12 protein-coding genes are annotated in these 17557 nt (G+C 49.1%); 4 read left to right on the forward strand and 8 right to left on the reverse strand.

Annotation, left to right across the window (positions count from 1 at the left end; translation table 11 throughout):
- The first annotated feature begins 29 nt into the window (after positions 1–29).
- The 3 genes from FVR03_RS09610 (at position 30) to FVR03_RS09620 (ending at position 3143) form a co-directional block, all read left to right on the forward strand.
- On the forward strand, positions 30–1055 hold the full coding sequence (locus FVR03_RS09610; protein ID WP_147921528.1) for a LacI family DNA-binding transcriptional regulator: 1026 nt from the start codon (positions 30–32) through the stop codon (positions 1053–1055).
- A gap of 202 nt (positions 1056–1257) precedes the next feature.
- Positions 1258–2100, forward strand: coding sequence for a 5-dehydro-4-deoxy-D-glucuronate isomerase (kduI, locus tag FVR03_RS09615; protein WP_147921529.1), 843 nt, complete (start codon positions 1258–1260; stop codon positions 2098–2100).
- A 251-nt stretch (positions 2101–2351) separates the two neighbouring features.
- Positions 2352–3143, forward strand: coding sequence for a gluconate 5-dehydrogenase (locus FVR03_RS09620; protein ID WP_187270104.1), 792 nt, complete (start codon positions 2352–2354; stop codon positions 3141–3143).
- 563 nt (positions 3144–3706) lie between these two features.
- Here the strand turns inward: FVR03_RS09620 and FVR03_RS09625 are convergent.
- Together FVR03_RS09625 and FVR03_RS09630 are read right to left on the reverse strand one after the other, a co-directional pair.
- Positions 3707–4855 carry a pyridoxal phosphate-dependent aminotransferase gene (locus FVR03_RS09625; protein WP_147921530.1) on the reverse strand — a complete coding sequence of 383 codons (1149 nt, stop codon included), beginning with the start codon at positions 4853–4855 and terminating at the stop codon, positions 3707–3709.
- 58 nt (positions 4856–4913) lie between these two features.
- Positions 4914–5501 (reverse strand): uracil-DNA glycosylase family protein, encoded by a 588-nt coding sequence (locus FVR03_RS09630; RefSeq protein ID WP_147921531.1) that lies wholly within the window; start codon positions 5499–5501, stop codon positions 4914–4916.
- 641 nt (positions 5502–6142) lie between these two features.
- Between FVR03_RS09630 and FVR03_RS09635 the strand changes: the two genes are divergently transcribed.
- Positions 6143–6730, forward strand: a complete 588-nt coding sequence (locus FVR03_RS09635; RefSeq protein WP_147921532.1) for a hypothetical protein — start codon at positions 6143–6145, stop codon at positions 6728–6730.
- Positions 6731–6775: 45 nt separating this feature from the next.
- Here FVR03_RS09635 and FVR03_RS09640 read toward each other — a convergent pair whose 3' ends face one another.
- The 6 genes from FVR03_RS09640 to mfd form a co-directional block, all read right to left on the reverse strand.
- A complete protein-coding gene (locus tag FVR03_RS09640) occupies positions 6776–7222 on the reverse strand; it encodes a hypothetical protein (protein ID WP_147921533.1) in 447 nt (148 codons plus the stop codon).
- Positions 7223–7599: 377 nt separating this feature from the next.
- On the reverse strand, positions 7600–8424 hold the full coding sequence (locus FVR03_RS09645; protein WP_147921534.1) for a hypothetical protein: 825 nt from the start codon (positions 8422–8424) through the stop codon (positions 7600–7602).
- A gap of 162 nt (positions 8425–8586) precedes the next feature.
- Positions 8587–8994, reverse strand: a complete 408-nt coding sequence (locus tag FVR03_RS09650; protein WP_147921535.1) for a response regulator — start codon at positions 8992–8994, stop codon at positions 8587–8589.
- Between the two features lie 21 nt (positions 8995–9015).
- Positions 9016–12078: a PAS domain-containing protein gene (locus tag FVR03_RS09655; protein WP_147921536.1), complete on the reverse strand. Its 3063-nt coding sequence runs from the start codon at positions 12076–12078 to the stop codon at positions 9016–9018.
- A 329-nt stretch (positions 12079–12407) separates the two neighbouring features.
- The gene (locus tag FVR03_RS09660) at positions 12408–14039 is read right to left on the reverse strand and encodes a PAS domain-containing protein (protein WP_147921537.1); all 1632 of its coding nucleotides are present in this window, start codon (positions 14037–14039) and stop codon (positions 12408–12410) included.
- 407 nt (positions 14040–14446) lie between these two features.
- Positions 14447–17557, reverse strand: a 3111-nt coding sequence (mfd, locus tag FVR03_RS09665) for a transcription-repair coupling factor (protein WP_147921538.1), incomplete at its 5' end; no start/stop codon positions are given.

A 17557-nucleotide genomic window follows, 5' to 3' on the forward strand; every position in this document is an offset into this window, starting at 1 on the left:
TTCTTTGCAAACGATTGCAGGAATATTACATGAAGAAACAGGTTCAGCACACAATAAAGGATGTTGCGGCGGCTCTTGGCCTGTCTGTTTCTACTGTGTCGCGCGCCCTTAACAACCACCCGCACATAAGCCAGGAAACAAAACAGCGCGTGCAGGAAGTGGTTGAAAAACTGGATTACCGCCATAACGCGCTGGCTGCCAGCTTGCGCAACAGCAGGTCTAACATGATCGGCCTCATCGCCCCCCGTATTACCATGTACTTTCAGTCTACGGTTATAACGGCCATCCAGAACAAACTGCATGAGTATGGCTATAACCTGATGGTGTGCCAATCGAACGATTTGCCGGCTATCGAGAAGGAACTGGTGAAGGTAATGTATGCCTCGCGCGTGGAGGGCCTGATTGTATCGTCGACACTGTATACCGAAGATTTCTCGCATTTCGATATTTTTAACCGGGCCAACATACCGCTGGTGTTTTACGACCGGGTGCCACGCGAGTACCCGGCCCATAAAATACAGGGCGACGATTACCAGGGCGGTTACCAGACCACGCGGCACCTGCTCGAGCAGGGAGCCCGCCAGATTGCCTACATTACAGGCCCCTTAAGCTGTAAACTCTACAGCGACCGGTACGAAGGGTACAAAAAGGCGCTTCGGGAATTTGAAGTGGAGCCAAACGACAACCTGATTTTTTGCCACGAGCTGAACAAGGAAAACGCGCTGCAAACCTGCGAACTGCTTTTTGCCGATGGTACATTTCCGGAGGCTGTGTTTGCCGGCAACGATACTACTGCCGTGGCGGTGGTGCAATATGCCAAAGAAAGAGGAATTGCAGTGCCCGCGCAACTTAAGGTAACAGGCTACTCCAACGACTCCCGCACCGAAATTATAGAGCCTCCAATTACCTCTGTAGAGCAGTTCCCCTACGAGGTGGGGGTGCAGGCGGCTACGCTGATGATGGAACTGCTGGAGCAGAACAGCAAGCCTGGCCAAAATTATATTTCTCTTACTACACCCATTGAGTTGGTAAAAAGGCAGTCTAGCGGCCTGTAGAAAATGCTGGAACGGCATGAAAAATATGTCTGAAAAACATAATTTTGATGTCTAGGCAAGAGAATTACGATGTGAAAGTAAGTAACAGCAGGATATTGCTGCCTCCATACTGGCAATTACTGCTCTACCTCTTACTTTAGCAGCTTACATAAATTTCGTCCTGCACCTGGTTGTGCAGGCTTCACTCTAAAAACTATAATGTATGAGTATGCAATACGACGTGCGCTATGCAGTAAGTCCGCAGGAAACAAAACAGATGGACACGGAAGCGCTGAGAAAAAACTTCCTTATCGAAACCGTTTTCGCAGCCGACCAAATTCAGCTGACCTATACTCATTATGACCGCTACATGGCTGGTGGTGCAATGCCCGTAAGCAAAAGCGTGAAGCTGGAAACCATTGATCCGCTGAAGGCTGAGTTCTTTCTCGAAAGAAGAGAAATGGGTATTATTAACGTAGGTGGTGCCGGCACGGTAGAAGCCGATGGCCAAACCTTTGAGCTGCAGAACAAAGAGGCGCTTTACCTGGGCAGAGGCACAAAAGACGTTACTTTCTCTAGTGCTGATGGCCAGAACCCGGCTAAGTTTTATATTAACTCTGCCCCAGCACACCATGCTTACCCTTCTAAAAAAGTTACCCGCAAGCAGGCAGAGGTGGTAGAGCTTGGCACCCTCGAAACTGCCAACGCCAGAACCATTACAAAGCTATTGATTGCAGGCGTAATAGAAACCTGCCAGTTGCAAATGGGCATGACAGAACTAAAAACCGGAAGCGTTTGGAACACCATGCCAGCCCACTCGCACGATCGCCGCATGGAAGTGTACCTGTATTTTGATGTACCGGCAGAGCAGTCGGTATGTCATTTTATGGGCGAGCCTACCGAAACGCGCCACATCTGGATGCAGAACGAGCAGGCCGTTATTTCACCGCCCTGGTCTGTTCATTCAGGTTCCGGTACTTCTAACTACACCTTTATCTGGGGCATGGCCGGCGAGAACCTCGATTATGGCGACATGGACATCCGAAAAATTACTGAACTAAGATAACTAGTACACAGTCAAATTAGAAATTAAAAATTCAAAATTAGAAATTGGCACACACAAGCTTCATTGATCGTAATTTCAAAAAAGCTTATTCTTTAGAAATAATGTTGACTGTGCACTAGTAACATACGCACAGGTCTTCTACAAAACATGTTTGAGGCCTGTGCTTATGCTTTTTTTAATAAGTACTACACTGCTTTGGGTTTTCGTGCCCGATACCTTGTGCAGCCTCTAAAACATAAAACCTCAACAACATGATATTAAAGCAATTTGACCTGACCGGAAAAGTGGCCTGGATAACGGGCGGCACACATGGCTTAGGTATGGCCATGGCCATGGCACTTGGCGAAGCAGGTGCCACTGTGGTTGTAAATGGAAACTCCTCGCAAGAGAAAATAGACCAGGCATTAGAAGCTTACAAGGCAGCCGGCATAAAGGCATACGGCTACCGCTGCAACGTTACCGACCAGAAGCAGGTAACAGAGCTGGTGGCCACTATCGAGCAGGAGGTAGGCCCTATCGATATCCTGGTGAATAACGCTGGCATCATCAAGCGCATTCCGTTGGTAGATATGCCCCTAGAAGAGTGGAAAGAAGTAATTGATGTGGACCTGACCTCGCCTTTTATTGTAACGCAGGCCGTTATTAAAGGCATGATTGCGCGCCAGCAGGGTAAGGTTATAAACATTTGCTCTATGATGAGTGAGCTGGGCCGCCAGAACGTAGGTGCTTACGCAGCTGCCAAAGGTGGGCTTAAAATGTTGACCAAAAACATGGCAACAGAGTGGGCAAAATTTAATATACAAGTAAATGGTTTAGGCCCGGGTTACTTTGCGACCTCACAAACTGCTCCTATCCGGGTAGATGGTAATCCTTTCTTCGAGTTCATTAACAACCGCACACCGGCCGGCAAATGGGGCGAGCCCGACGAACTGGGAGGTGCCATTGTATTTCTGGCATCGCAGGCAAGCAACTTTGTAAACGGCCAGATCCTGTACGTAGATGGTGGCATACTGGCAACCATCGGGAAGCCGGCAAACGAGTAGTTAGTACATAGCTTTAACCCAAGTTGTGCGGTAGTAGCGAAAAAAAGATTCATTTTCTGTCATCCCCATTTGTCATCCCTTTTGGATCTTGTGGGCGAGATCCAAAAGCAGTGGCTACTGGCTTTTTAGTCTAAGTTCCTATAGCTGCTGTTTCAGCTTTGACAGCAGCAGCCATTTGTTGTATTTCCTGCTTTCTTGTTCTTTTGTCTTAATACGAAAAGAACTAAAAAAATCAAGAAAATAGAAATCGAGGGGCCCTTCCCTTACTCGCTGACAGCTCAAACAGTCTATATTCATTTAGTGCACTGGGCAAAGATGGTCGCGCTGTTGTTGCCAGTCGCAAAATAATTAGAAAAGCAGTTACCGCACAACTTGGGTTGATTTTAACATAAAAGCCTCTCTTTCTGCTAGAAGGAGGGGCTTTTTTTGTGCCCTGTGGTACAGCAGGAGCGCTAGTTATGGCAGGTTATACGGGGCAGACCCTTGACTAATTTCTGATCAAAATCCTTCTGAAGGCTATTTTTATTCAAATAATTGATAAGATGCAGTAATAGGCGCTGCACTTACAGCGCAACAAGCCGTTCGGCAGCTTTGCGTAAGGTTTCTTCAGACTTGGCGAAGCAGAAACGCAGGAATTTGTTATCTGTTTTATCGTGGTAAAAAACGGAAACCGGAATGGCGGCAACACCAATTTCGCGGGTGAGGCGTTTGGCAAACTCCAGGTCGTGCTCCTTCGAAATGGCCTCATACCTGGCAAGCTGAAAGTAAGTGCCCGACGAAGGAAACACCTGGAACCGCGATGGCTCCAGCAACTGGCAGAAAAGGTCGCGTTTGGCCTGGTAAAAAGCCGGGAGCTGCAGGTAATGGTCTTCCTGGTCGAGGTAATCGGCGAGGGCCAGCTGCATGGGTGTAACGGTGCTGAAGGTGAGGAACTGGTGCATTTTGCGCAGCTCCACTGTAAGCGCAGGCGGAGCAATGGTATACCCGATTTTCCAGCCGGTGGTGTGGTAGGTTTTGCCGAACGACGATATGGCAATGCTCCGTTCGCGCAGCGAAGGATGCCGCAACACGCTGCTGTGCAGGTCGCCATCAAATACCATGTGCTCATATACCTCATCGCTGATCACCAGAATATCGGTGCCGTCTATAATATTGGCCAGCGTTTCCATGTCGTGGTGCGTTAGAACAGCACCGGTTGGGTTATGAGGCGTGTTTATGATGATGGCGCGGGTACGGGAGCAGATGCGTTTCTTTACCAGGTTCCAGTCTATATGAAAATCGGGTACTACCAGCGGCACATGTACCGGAATGCCACCAGCCAGTCGTATGGCCGGAATGTAAGAATCGTAGCAGGGCTCCAGCACGACCACCTCATCTCCTGGTTTTACGATGGCGGCAATAGCTGCAAACAAAGCCTCTGTGGCACCAGATGTTACGGTTACTTCGCGCTCCGGGTCTGGCAGGTAACCGTACAGCAGCTGTGTTTTCAAACTGATCTTTTCGCGGAGTTGTAGCACTCCCGGCATAGGGGCATACTGGTTAAAGCCTGCACGCATGTACTTGGTAACCAGCTCCACCAGCTCCTCAGGGCAGTTAAAATCGGGGAACCCTTGCGAAAGATTAATGGCCCGATGCTCCGTTGCCAACCCCGACATAACTGTAAAAATGGTCGTGGTAATATCCGGCAACTTACTGGAAGGATAGTTTATCATGAGGGAATAATATTTAACACTTCAATATAAGTGAATACTCCCAAATTTGCAGTGAAACTTATAGAAGCGTATGAATAAGTTGTTGTACTACGGGTACAGCTTCCTGTTCAAACCAGGGGTTTCGCGTAAGCCAGAACTGGTTGCGGGGCGATGGGTGGGGCAAGGGCATAAAGGCAGGCAGGTACTCGTGCCACTTTGCCACTGTTTCGGTAAGGGTTGGTTTGGCGCGGCTTCCTAAAAAGTAGTCCTGTGCATATTTGCCTACCAAGAGCGTCAGCTTTACTTTTGGCAGATGAGCCAGCAGTTGCTGGTGCCAGTGCTGCGCGCACTCAGGCCGTGGCGGCAGATCACCGCTTTTTCCTCTGCCGGGGTAACAGAAGCCCATCGGTATAATAGCTACTTTCGTTTCGTCGTAGAATATTTCATCTTCGATGTGCAGCCACGCACGCAGGCGTTTTCCGCTTTGGTCGTTCCAGGGGATGCCGCTGGCGTGCACTTTTGTGCCGGGTGCCTGCCCCACAATTAACACACTCGCACTGGCCGATGCCCTGAGAACGGGGCGCGGACCCAGGGGCAGGTGTTCTGCGCAAAGGCGGCAGCTACGCACCTGCTGCAGTAGTAAGTCGAGTTCGGTTGTGGCTGGCATACAGGCTGCAAAGATACAGCGTATTTGGCAATTCTTAAGTTTCCTGCCCCAGGCAGACATTTAACAGTATCGCTTTCGATGGTATTTCTGCTTTGCCCTGACGCTCGCAGGAGCTGCGCATACTGCGAGGTCTTAGTTGTTCCGCCTCTTTATTGTCGCAATAACTGTTCATTGTTTTCCACTTAAATTATTGGGGCCAACCTGCGCGGTTATCAGAATGCTACTTTTACTATTTCCATCTCCTTACTTTTGTCATCTTATAAAGATCGAGTGGGCGAGAGCCATCAACAAAGGCTGATGGTTTGGCTGTATAAGTTGGCATTGCTGCTGCATAACTCTTTATCAGGCTGAAGCTGTTTAATAACCTGATTTTTTGGTGTTTTCACCTTAATATCATATTCATTTGGCTCAGAATAACCTGTTGTTACCTGCCGCAATTAAGTAAGGGGTAGCTATCGCACAACCGAATTATTGTAATCAAAACAGCCTTCCAGAGGGTTTTGGGTCGTTTAAATGCCAAGGGTATGTACCACAACTTTAAGGCGGCTCAGGCGCAGGTGTAGCGGGTGGCCAGGTGGTGCGGTGGAGTAACGGCTATAGAAAAACTAACTTTACAGTTGGCAAGCAGTATAAGCAGAAATATGTTTCGGATCTGGTTTACGTTATGGCTTTTGGTTTTAAGTGTGCTGCCGCTTACAGAAAATAAGGCGCAGCAATATACCGAGTTCAGAAACTCTGTTACGGTAAAGGCTTTCGGGCTTTCGGTGCATTTAAAGGAGAGTCCATATCCAGAAATCTTCCCGAACAGGCTCGACAACAAAGGCTACACCACGCTAAACTTTGGAGGTATTATTGGCTACGACCGTTTTCTGGTTCGCAACGATATAAGTGTACGGGTAGAGCAGGGGTTCTACGCCGATTGTGCCGCCTCTATGGCAGGCTTCTCGCATGTTGGGTTTCGGGCTAAGATTTTCAGGAGCGGCAGGCACTCTGTAAACGGTGGCATAGGCCCCACCTTGGTTTACCGCCACGACTGGAACCGGCTGGAGCAGTACATAGACGATGGCTATTTTAAAAAGCGTGGCGACTGGCAATACAAGTTCTACTGGTATGGTGGTGAGTTTGAGTATAACTACCAGCTCTCAGCACAAAACGACCTGTCGCTTACGCTCATCCCCGGTATACCAGAACTAATCTCCATCGGAATTGGCTTCAGAAGAAGGTACTGAAAAGCTATGGAACATAAAAGACCAGAGCGTGTCTGGTCTTTTATGTTAGTCTCGTCTGCGGCGTCTGTCTTCTTCTTCCCAATCTCTGAACTGCCTGTTGTAGCGTCTGCGCAGTTCTTCTTCGCGCAGTATATAATCATCCTGATGCCAGCGGTCTTTGGCAAACTGGTTATTCCTGTTAAAATTTTCGTCCTGCTGCTGGTGCCTTGGGTCTTGTTGCTGCCTGTACCTGTTCTGGTACCATTGCTCATACTCATCGCGCTGCTGGTCCGGGTGCTCCTGCCGCTGGTCAAACCGATCCTGATCGTTTTTTAACCGCCTGCGTTCGTCCAGCATGTCGTTGCGGGTGCTGTGCAAAGGAGGAACATCGTCGTTCCACCGGCTGCTGAAATCGTTAAAGTGCTCCTGGTTTGCAGGCCTAGGCCGTCGGTTTCTGGAGCCTTGCTGCCATCTCTCCTGATGGTTTCTATGGTCGTCTTCCTCGTTGTGCATCCTGATTTCTTTTTTAGGTTCTGGAAAATATACGCGAGCTTTATCTTGCTTCAGAGCATGCTAAAAGTCTTCGTTTTACAAGACATGGTTTGCCATGCTCTTGTTTTGTACGGGTGCCTTTTAAGGATGTTTAAAGCTCCGGCCATTTTGAAATAACAGGCTAAAAAACTGAGCCGCGTTATAAGTAGCTTAAATATAAGTTAATATGAAATTAGACACAAATGGTAGTCCATAAAAGTGTAGTGTTTCAGCAAATGCCTGGTGCTACGTTACTTGCCTTAGCAACACCTGAGCCTACGCAAGTGCTAAAAAACAAAAGCCAGCACGTTATGTACTGGCTTTTGTTTATGGTTGCCTGTAGCTCCATAAGCTATTGCTTATCTTCGGTAGCGTTGGCTTCTGTCGGAGTCGTTGTAATAATCGTCCCGGCCTGAATCTGTTTCGTCGGCCCAGCGCGGTCCGCCTTCGTAGCCCCGGTCGTAGCGCCTGTCGCGGTAAGGCTCAGATCCCATGCGCACTCTGTCACTTCCTTTTTCAGGTGCACGATAACGCTGGTTCCTGTCCTGGTAGTCGCGGTCATCGGCATGCATTATATCATTCCAGGTGTCGCGTATGCCTTCGCCCATGCGCTCAAAAAAACCGCGGTCATCGTGGCGTTGGTCTCTGTCTTCGTCTGGTGAGTAGCGGTTCTCGCGGTACCAGTTATGGGAGCCACTGCCATAGCGGTAGTCGTCTTCTTTGTAGCGGCTACGCGAGCCAGGTCCTTCCCGATGGATGTTGTCTTTTTGGGTAGGTGGCTCGTTGTAATTACCTGGCTGAGAACCGCTTATGCCGCCATAGCGGTTTTTCTGATTCTTGTTGTTGTAATTGTCGCCGTGGTTCAGGTAAGAGCCCTCGTTGCGGTAGGCACTGCTGCTGCGGGTGCCATAGTGTTCGCTTTGGCTGGGGTGCTGGCGTTGGTTATAGGAGTTGCTATGCGGAGCATCGCTGTTGTAGCTGTTCTTTCTGTCGTGGTCTTGTGCGCCTCTTTTGCTTGGGCCCGTATGGAAGTAAGAATCTTCGCCCCATTCCTGGTAGCTGGCTCTTCTTGGTTCATGGCGGTTTTCGTTCCGCTCCTGATCTTTCCGATATAATTCGCGTCCTACCTGCTGGTTGTCTCCACCACGGTTGCTATAGTTTCTATCTCGCTCGTTATGTTCCATTGCTTTATTTTTAGGTAAATGCATTTGTTGCTCACCGCATTAGCGGTTACCCTTTTTACGGCATTTCGGGCGCAGAGTTAAACGCAGGCGCAAGGAGTCATAAACGCAGAAAGGCGCCCTGGTTAAAAAGGCGCCTTCTCTCTTCAGCAAACCAACAGGCTCCTAAAAGTATTCCGACATAATTTCCCGTACGTCGGCTTCGGCCAGTGGCTTGGAGTAATGTTTCCGAACATCAGGGTATTTTTTTAGCCGCTCCAGGTCGTAAAAACTTGCCGATGAGGTTAGCATGAGCATCACAATGCGGCTCTTTTTACGATCATCGAACTTCTGGTATTCCTCCAGAAACTCAAATCCATCCATCACAGACATCTTAATATCAACAAAGATCAGATCCGGGTACGGATAATCTTCTGCTCCCTGAAAAGCGTTTGTCAGGTAATCCAGTGCTTTCTCTCCGTCTGTCACCACCCGAATGTCATCGGCCAGATCCATGCGCGAAAGCAGCCGGTGGTTCAGGTAATTCGTGGTATCGTCATCGTCGATTAGCAAAATGGTTTTAAGCGGCTTCATATGTTTTATTTTACTGCTGGGTTAGACTAAATCTTTCTTCTGGTTAAAATAAAGGTAAAAAGTGGTTCCCTCGTTTAATGTGCTTTCTATATTAATGTATCCTCCACTGTTGGTAATTAACCTGTTTACAATGTATAATCCAAGTCCGGAGCCATTTACATGGTTATGAAAACGCTTAAACATCTGAAACAGTTTGTTCTGGTGTTTGTTCATATCGATGCCCAACCCGTTGTCTTGCACTATTAACTCTATAAAATCGCCGCGCACAGAGGTTTTCAGGCTTATTTCGGCAGCCCGGTTATGGTCGCGGTATTTTATGGCGTTGCTGATGAGGTTGTAGATAATGCTTTTCAGGTTTGCCCTCGAAAAGGCAATGGCCGGTGCCTCACTAAAGTCGGTGGTCAGGCGCGTTCCGGTGTTCTGCATGGTTTCCTGAATGCTCTCGAGTACATCGTTTGTAAGGGCCACCAGGTCAACCAGTTCCAGGTCGCGCTCATTGTTTTTCTGCACCTTTACTACCTCCGACAGCTCATGAATGGTATTATGGATCTGCCGCAACGATTTGTTGAACATTCCGATCATTTTCTGTGCATCCGGGTCGCTGAACTCTATGTTGCCGGTAAGCTCCTCAAATATACTTGCCATGTTTATAATGGGCAGCTTAAGGTCGTGCGAAGCCGTGTACACAAAGCTGTCGAGGTCGTAATTAATGCGTTTTAGCTCCAGGTTCTTTTCCAGTAGCTCCTCTTCGGCTTTTTTATGATCTTCTATGTCGGTGCAGGTGCCGAACCATTTCACAATGTTTCCGTGCTCATCGTGCATGGGCATGGCTTGTGCCAGAAACCAGCGGTATGTGCCATCGTTTGTGTTCTGGAAGCGATACTCTATTTCGTAGAACTCACCGGTACGGAGCGAATGCTGCCACCTTTCCCAGGCCCGTGGGCGGTCGTCGGGGTGTAATACGGAGTTCCAGGTAAAGCCAATGCTATCTTCCAGCGAAAGGCCGGTGTACTCCGTCCAGCGTTGGTTAAAATAATCGTGGAAGCCGGTAGGGTCGGTGGTCCAGATAATTTGAGGAATAGACTCGGCCAGAAACCGGAATTGCTTCTCCGATCGTTCCAGTTCTTCCTGTAGCTGTATCTGGTCGTGTATATCGGTGGCGGTGCCAAACCATTTTGTAATACGCCCCTGCTCGTCGCGCATGGGCTGGGCACGCGCCAGAAACCAACGGTAATCTTCGGTGGCGACATTGCGCAGGCGCAGGTGACGATTAAATGGCTCACCGGTGTGCACGCACTCTAACCAGGTAGAAATAGTGAGCTGCTTATCGTCGGGGTGCAAGGCATGTGTCCAGCCAAAGTTTTTGCTGTTCTCCAGCGGTATGTGGGTGTACTGGTACCAGCCTTTGTTAAAATAATCGATGGTGCCATCGGGGTTGGCGCTCCACACTATCTGCGGAATAGACTCAGAAAGGAACCGTAACTTCCTGGAGGTTTCTTCCAGTGCCAGCAAGGTCTGTTTGCTGTCTTCGATATCGGTATGAGAGCCGACCCATTTGGTAATAGTGCCGGAAAGGTCGCGCAGTGGTATGGCGCGTGCCAGGAACCAACGGTAGGAGCCATCTTTGCCAGACTTCCAGCGACTCTGGATTGTAAAGGTGCTGCCGGTGGCCACACAGTGCAGCCATAAGTCTTTAGTTGTTTTTGCATCGGCTGGGTGAATAAATTTTTCCCAACCCCAATCTCTCATCTCTTCCAGGTTAGAGCCGGTGTAGTCGAACCAGCGTTGATTGTAATAGTCTACCAGACCCTCGGGAGTGGTGGTCCAGGTCATGAGCGGCAGCGATTCCATTACGATGCGGCTGTGGGCCACACTCTCCTGTAGCTTTTGCTCAATTCTGCGCCTCTCGGTAATATCGAGCATGGCACCGATCATGCGTACAGGGCTACCTGTTTCGTCGTGCATCACGTAGCCATTATCCCGAATAATCAGGTATTGTCCTGAAGCGCAGCGGAACCGGTACTCATCGTGCCAGTAAGTGTTGCCGCTATCTATTACATCATGAATCGAAGTCTGTACCCGATCCACATCATCGGGGTGTATTCTTGATGTCCAGGAAATAGCTGTGGGCTCAATTTCTTCTTCGCGGTAGCCAAACAGGTTCTTAAAGCCATCGTTCCACCAGATTGAACTGTCGAGCAGGTTCCAGTCCCAGATAACGTCGTTAGTGGCTCTGGCAATCAGTTCGAACCGCTCGTTGCTCTCTTTAAGCCGTGTGTCATGATCTTTTTGCCTGTTTAAGTCGATCATAGACCCGACCATGCGTGTGAGCTGGCCGGCATAGTTGTACATAATATAGCTATGGTCGTACACGGCGGTATAGCTGCCATCAGCTTTCCGGTAGCGGTACTCCCCTTTCCAGAACCTGCTTCTGGTCTGCAGGGCATTGTGTATGCTGGATTGTATATAGGCTACATCGTCGGGGTGCACCAGTTCTTTCCAGGCCTCCAGGTCGTAGGTTAGCCGGCTATCGGGGTAGCCAAATATATCTTTATAAGACTCACTGAACGTTAACCTGTTATTGTCCATGTCGGCTTCCCACACTGTGGCACCTACTGTTTTCGCCATCTGCAGCAGGTGCAGGTGGCTCGCCTGTGCCTCATGTTCTTTGGTGACGTCTTCTGTCACGTCCCGGAACTCTACTATTAGTAATGGCACTTCCTGTGTACTGCTCAGTAGCGGTTTAATTGTGATTTGCCAGAACTGTTTCCTGTTTCCGGTAGCCAGCAGGTAGAACGATAAAACTGGCAAGGTACATTCTTGCTGCTCCTGCATGGCATGTTGGCAAGCCTCTAAAAAAAGTTGCTGTATATCGCTTGTGTTGTTTGCTTTACTTTCTTCTTTAAAAACAGTGAAAAAGCTATTTCCTACTAGTTCGTTCTGTGTTCTTTTTGTTGCCTCCAGAAAGCTGTCGGTGGTCGCCAGTATGGTTAAATCAGCATCCAAAACAACACTGCGCGTAGGCATTGACCGGAACAGATGCTCGAAGTTAAGGCTAGTGTAAAGTTCAGGCTTATTTTTCATGTTAACGGTTAATGCTTAAAGCAAACGCATGGCTGCTCAAAGTGTTTTGAAAGGTAGCTGTCAGGAATGAATTTTATTTGGAGCAACTCTTACTGTTAAATACAATCAAGCAAGTTTTGCCGCATAAACCAAACCTGTTTCCGTCTTCGCTTCTGAATTATTTGAATGGAAACAGCCTCCAGAAGGTTTTGTATCCGGATTTTGCCAAGGGTTAACCCAATATGTTTTAGTTGATTGTATTTAGAATATGCGTAACATCTGTAAGTTAGGTGAAAGCGGCCTTCCAGACTAAAATAAGTTACCTATAGGGCGCTAGGCTTGCTCCTGCACTACACCTGTTTTTGCAATGCTATTTCAAGTTCGGCTATTCGGTTTTTTGCCAGAATTAGGTCCGTTACTTCTACGGCAGAAATCAGGACACCTTCTATGTTCTCGTTCTCATCCAGGATGGGCTGGTACTTAAAGTTAAACCAGGCCTCGGTTTTCTGACCATTCTGATGACGGTCTATGTTTACTTTAAAGGCATCGATCGTAAATGTTTTACCTTGTTGGTACACATGGTTGAGCAGCAACTGGAAATCAAACTCGTCGAGTTCAGGCCATATCTCGCGGGCCGGCTTGCCAAGGTACCTCCTGTTGCCGTACATGGCGTATACGCCTGGAGTTATAAACTTGCAAACATGGTTTGGCCCCTGCAGGAGGCAAAGGTGTGCCGGCGATAGTTTTAGTATGTTTTCGAGCCTGCGGTCGCGGATTTGTACCTGCTCAAATGCCTGTTTCTGCTCATCTATGTCGGTGTAGGTGCCAATCCAGAGCTTAATGTTGCCTTTATCGTCGAACAGAGGTTCGGCCCGTTCCAGAAACCACCTGTACTGGCCATCGATGCTGCTTTTTACCCGGCACTCTATTTCGTAGTAGCCTAAGGTAAGGGCATTGTGCCAAACCATAATTACCTGTGCGGTATCTTCGGGATGAATAACTTTAACCCAGCCTTCGGTTTGGCCCATAGGCATACCTGTGTAGGCATACCAGCTTCGGTTAAAGAAAATAACTTTCCCGTTCGGAAGGGCGGTCCAGGCCATGTGGGGGAGGGATTCAAGTAATTTATGAAAGCGGTCTTCGCTCTCTAGCAGCGCCTGCTCCACCCGTTTACTGGCGCTAATGTCGATCATGGAGCCTACCATTCTGATGGGTTCGCCACTTTCGTTGTAAATTATGTAGCACTTGTCGGTTACGTGGGCATACTCGCCATTGGCTTTTGCGAAGCGGTACTCCAGCGTAACTGTTTTGGCTCCGGTATTTTTTGCTTCCTCCATGTCGGCAAGTGCCTTCTCGAAGTCATCGGGGTGCACGCGTACGTTCCACGAATCTGCGGCTACGCCTAATTCTTCAGGCGTGTACCCGAAAACCTCATACAGGTTGGCCCCCCAAAAAATTTGGTCCTGCTGTATGTCTAGTTCCCAGTTCGCTGCATGTATGGCGCTCGACAGCATATCCAGGTGTTCCCGGTTATGCACACTTGTCTGGTGCTGGCGTACCTGCTGGGTAATGTCCTGCGTTTCGTGTAGTATGTAGATCAGGGTTCCGTCATTATCGAAAACAGGCAAATGGCTGGAGGCCCAGTAGCGTTCTTCAAAGTGAGGATTGCGGCCATCAGAATCTGTTTCAATGTCGTACCGGATCACGGGCATTTTGTGCGGCTCCTTAAACTCCAGTACGTGCTGCAGCGACTCGTGCAGTATGTGAACCGAGTCTAGTTTTGAAACGGCAGGACTTACAGGAAAAGCCTGTTGCAGGTGTTGGCCAATTAGCTGCTCTCTCGTTTTAGAAGCGACTGAGAGATAGGCATCTGTAGCATCTGCAATAACAAGATCGGGCTGTAAGACCATGTATAAGCCCGGTAAGGCATGGAAAACAGGTCCTAATGAAAATGGGGTACTATCTTTTAAGTTTGTAGTCACGGTGCGTAGGTATTCAGCCCTAAAAACTAGGGTAATAAATAATCAAATTATAAAAAATATTGCAGAACAGCAAGGAAAAGTATGACATGCTAAAGTCTTGTTATAATCTGATGACTATAAAGAAGTTAGACCCAGCATACTGAAAGGGTCTGCCTGCTTGTTAGCTGCTGTTATAGCAAGCGGTATCAAAGTATATGTCCTGGTTTTCTGCTGGTGTAGGAGGCGTAAGATCCTGTTGTGCAATTATTTCAATGAAAAGAGCCTTCCAAAGAATTTTTAGGCTTGCTCCGGTCAGGGTTAAACCAGGAGCAAGTCCAAAAAACATTCATAAATTGACTTTTAAGAAATAGTCGGCTCATGCCTGTCATGAGCATGTTCGGGTTCCAGTATAGCTGGTTTCTAAATCCTTATGGAGCAGGTGTGGCGGGCACGGGTACTCCAATTTCGTCGAACACTTGCTTGGCATCTTTTATGGCACGGATGTCTTCTACAATTACGATGAGCTTATCTTTTGCCTCTTTCAGGCGGGAGCGGCGCGAGTGCTGCTGCACATATTTAAGTATATTGCCAAACACCTCCGACTGAAAATATTTGTCGTTGTTGGCAGTTGGCAGGTAGCCTTTGAGTATTTCTTTTTTGATGGTCAGCTTCTCGAAACCAAGTTGCTGCGCCTGCCACCTTAGTTTCACGATCTCCACGAGCTTCTGCACCTCCTCGGGCAAAGGGCCAAAACGGTCCACGATGCTGGCCTTCAGCTTATCGAGTTCCTGCAGGTCTTTGGTGCTGTCGAGTTTGCTGTATAGGCTGAGGCGTTCCGAAATATTGCTCACGTAGAAGTCCGGTATCAGCACCTCCATGTCGGTTTCGATGTTGCAGTCGCGCACGGGTTCTATAAACTGCTCCAGGTTATCGGCCAGGAACAGGTCGCGGAACTCTGTTTCTTTCAGCTCTTTTATGGCATCGTCGAGCACCTGGTGGTACATCTCAAAACCAAGATCCGATATAAAGCCAGTTTGCTCGCCACCAAGCAGGTTGCCGGCCCCGCGTATGTCGAGGTCGCGCATGGCAATCTTAAAGCCTTCGCCCAGGTCAGAGAATTCTTCGAGGGTACTGAGGCGTTTGCGGGCATCGCTTGGCAAGCCCGAGACAGGTGGCGTGAGCAGGTAGCAATACGCTTTTTTGTTGGAGCGGCCTACGCGCCCGCGCATCTGGTGCAGGTCGGAGAGGCCAAACATATGTGCCCTGTTAATGATAATCGTGTTAGCGTTCTCAATATCAAGGCCCGATTCGATGATGTTGGTGGATACAAGTACATCGTACTCGCCGTTCACGAACTTCATCATGCGTTTTTCCAGTTTCTCGGGGTCCATCTGGCCGTGGGCGTACGTTACTTTGGCATCGGGCACGAGGCGCAGGATCATGGAGGCAATTTCTTCGATGTCTTTAACCCGGTTGTGCACAAAAAACACCTGCCCGCCCCGCTTTATCTCCAGCACAATGGCATCCCGGATCAGGCCTTCGTCGAACACGTGCAGCTCGGTTTTAACGGGCTGGCGGTTAGGTGGCGGCGTGGCGATAACCGAAAGGTCGCGGGCTCCCATCAGCGAGAAGTGCAGCGTGCGCGGAATAGGGGTGGCAGTCAGGGTGAGGGTATCTACATTCACCTTCATCTCCTTGAGCTTGTCTTTTGTTTTTACCCCGAATTTCTGCTCCTCGTCAATCACCATCAGGCCGAGGTCTTTGAATTTCACATCTTTGCTTACAATGCGGTGCGTGCCAATCAGGATGTCGACTTTACCGTCTGCCACACGTTTGAGGGTTTCTTTAGTGTCTTTGGTGGTTTTAAAGCGGTTAATGTAGTCTACTGTTACGGGGAACTGTTCCAGCCTGTCGCGGAAGGTGCGGTAGTGCTGCATGGCCAGAATGGTAGTAGGCACCAAAACGGCTACCTGCTTGCCATCGCAGGCGGCTTTAAAGGCGGCACGTATGGCAACTTCTGTTTTGCCAAAGCCCACGTCGCCACACACGAGGCGGTCCATGGGGTGCGGCTGTTCCATGTCAGCTTTTACGTCTTCGGTGGCTTTGCCCTGGTCAGGAGTGTCTTCATAGATAAAGCTCGATTCCAGCTCTGCCTGCAGAAACCCATCGCGGCTAAACGAGAAACCGGGCGCGGCCTTGCGTTTGGCGTAAAGCGATATCAGTTCGTGGGCAATATCTTTCACCTTGCCTTTAACTTTTTTCTTCTTGTTCTCCCACTCCGGCGAGCCCAGCTTGCTCATGCTGGGCGGGCCGCCCTCTTTGCCGCTGTACTTGCTTATTTTGTGCAAGGCGTGTATGCTTACATACAGCAGATCATCGTCGCGGTACACCAGCCGGATGGCTTCCTGTAACCTGCCTCCAACCTCTACCTTCTCCAGGCCGGCAAAACGACCAATGCCATAGTCTACGTGGGTTACGTAGTCGCCGGGCTGCAGCGAGCGCAGCTCTTTCAGCGTCATGGCTTTGCTCTTGGAGTGGCCTGTTTTGGCCTTGTGCTGGTAAAAACGGTCGAAAAGCTGGTGATCGGTATAGCAGGTAACCTTCAGGTTCTGATCTATAAAGCCTTCGCGCAACGAGATAGGTAAATGCTGAAAACGCACATCGTGGTCGAGCTCATCAAAAATCATGGTGAGGCGGTTGATCTGGCGCGGGGAATCTGTAGCGATGATGTTTACAAAGCCAGCGCCCTGCTGCTCGTGCAGGTCTTTTACCAGCCGCTTAAAATCTTTGTTAAACGATGGCTGCGGCTTGGCCTGCAGTTGTATAACTTCGGCCGATTTAAAATGGAAGCGCTTGCCTATCTCCACCACGTTAAAGGAATCGAGCAGCTTTTTAAATTGCTTCTGTGGCTGAAACAGCTGTTCCGGGTCCGACACAATCTGGGTGCCGCCGCTGCCAGCCATCATCTTCGAGAAGGCATGCGAGGCTTTCTCGAAATACTCTTCTATAACATCGAGGGTCTGGCGGATATCTTTAAACCAGATGTTGGTGTTGCCGGGCAGGTAATCCAGAAAAGCCTCGCGGGTTTCCTGGAGCAGCTTTGTCTGCACATTGGGTATAATCGAAATGGCCTTCTTCGTCTCCACACTCAGCTGCGTATCGGGGTCGAAGGTCCGGATGCTTTCTATTTCGTCGCCGAACAGTTCGATGCGGTAAGGCAGGTCGTTGGCATACGAAAACACATCCACAATACCGCCCCGCACGGCATACTGGCCTGCCTCATACACAAACTCTGTCCGCTCAAAACCATATTCTGCCAGCATTTCGCTCAGGAAGTTGGTGTCCAGCTTTTCACCAACTTTGGCTCCGAGAGTATTCTCAACCAGCGATTTTTTGTTGATTACTTTCTCTGTAAGCGCCTCCGGGTATGTTACAATCAGTTCACCTTTGCCGGTTTTCTGGTTGAGGCGGTTAAGCACCTCCGCCCGCATGAGTATGTTGGCGTTCTCGGTTTCGTCGAAACTGTAAGGGCGCTTGTA

Origin of the sequence: Pontibacter qinzhouensis, from assembly GCF_008017455.1 — a bacterium.
Classification (GTDB): Bacteria; Bacteroidota; Bacteroidia; order Cytophagales; family Hymenobacteraceae; genus Pontibacter; species Pontibacter qinzhouensis.

Excerpts from the sequence above, each read along its gene's own strand:
- FVR03_RS09610 (WP_147921528.1), top strand. The coding sequence starts at position 30 with ATGAAGAAACAGGTTCAGCACACAATAAAGGATGTTGCGGCGGCTCTT.
- kduI (WP_147921529.1), top strand. The coding sequence starts at position 1,258 with ATGAGTATGCAATACGACGTGCGCTATGCAGTAAGTCCGCAGGAAACA.
- FVR03_RS09620 (WP_187270104.1), top strand. The coding sequence starts at position 2,352 with ATGATATTAAAGCAATTTGACCTGACCGGAAAAGTGGCCTGGATAACG.
- FVR03_RS09625 (WP_147921530.1), bottom strand. The coding sequence starts at position 4,855 with ATGATAAACTATCCTTCCAGTAAGTTGCCGGATATTACCACGACCATT.
- FVR03_RS09630 (WP_147921531.1), bottom strand. The coding sequence starts at position 5,501 with ATGCCAGCCACAACCGAACTCGACTTACTACTGCAGCAGGTGCGTAGC.
- FVR03_RS09635 (WP_147921532.1), top strand. The coding sequence starts at position 6,143 with ATGTTTCGGATCTGGTTTACGTTATGGCTTTTGGTTTTAAGTGTGCTG.
- FVR03_RS09640 (WP_147921533.1), bottom strand. The coding sequence starts at position 7,222 with ATGCACAACGAGGAAGACGACCATAGAAACCATCAGGAGAGATGGCAG.
- FVR03_RS09645 (WP_147921534.1), bottom strand. The coding sequence starts at position 8,424 with ATGGAACATAACGAGCGAGATAGAAACTATAGCAACCGTGGTGGAGAC.
- FVR03_RS09650 (WP_147921535.1), bottom strand. The coding sequence starts at position 8,994 with ATGAAGCCGCTTAAAACCATTTTGCTAATCGACGATGACGATACCACG.
- FVR03_RS09655 (WP_147921536.1), bottom strand. The coding sequence starts at position 12,078 with ATGAAAAATAAGCCTGAACTTTACACTAGCCTTAACTTCGAGCATCTG.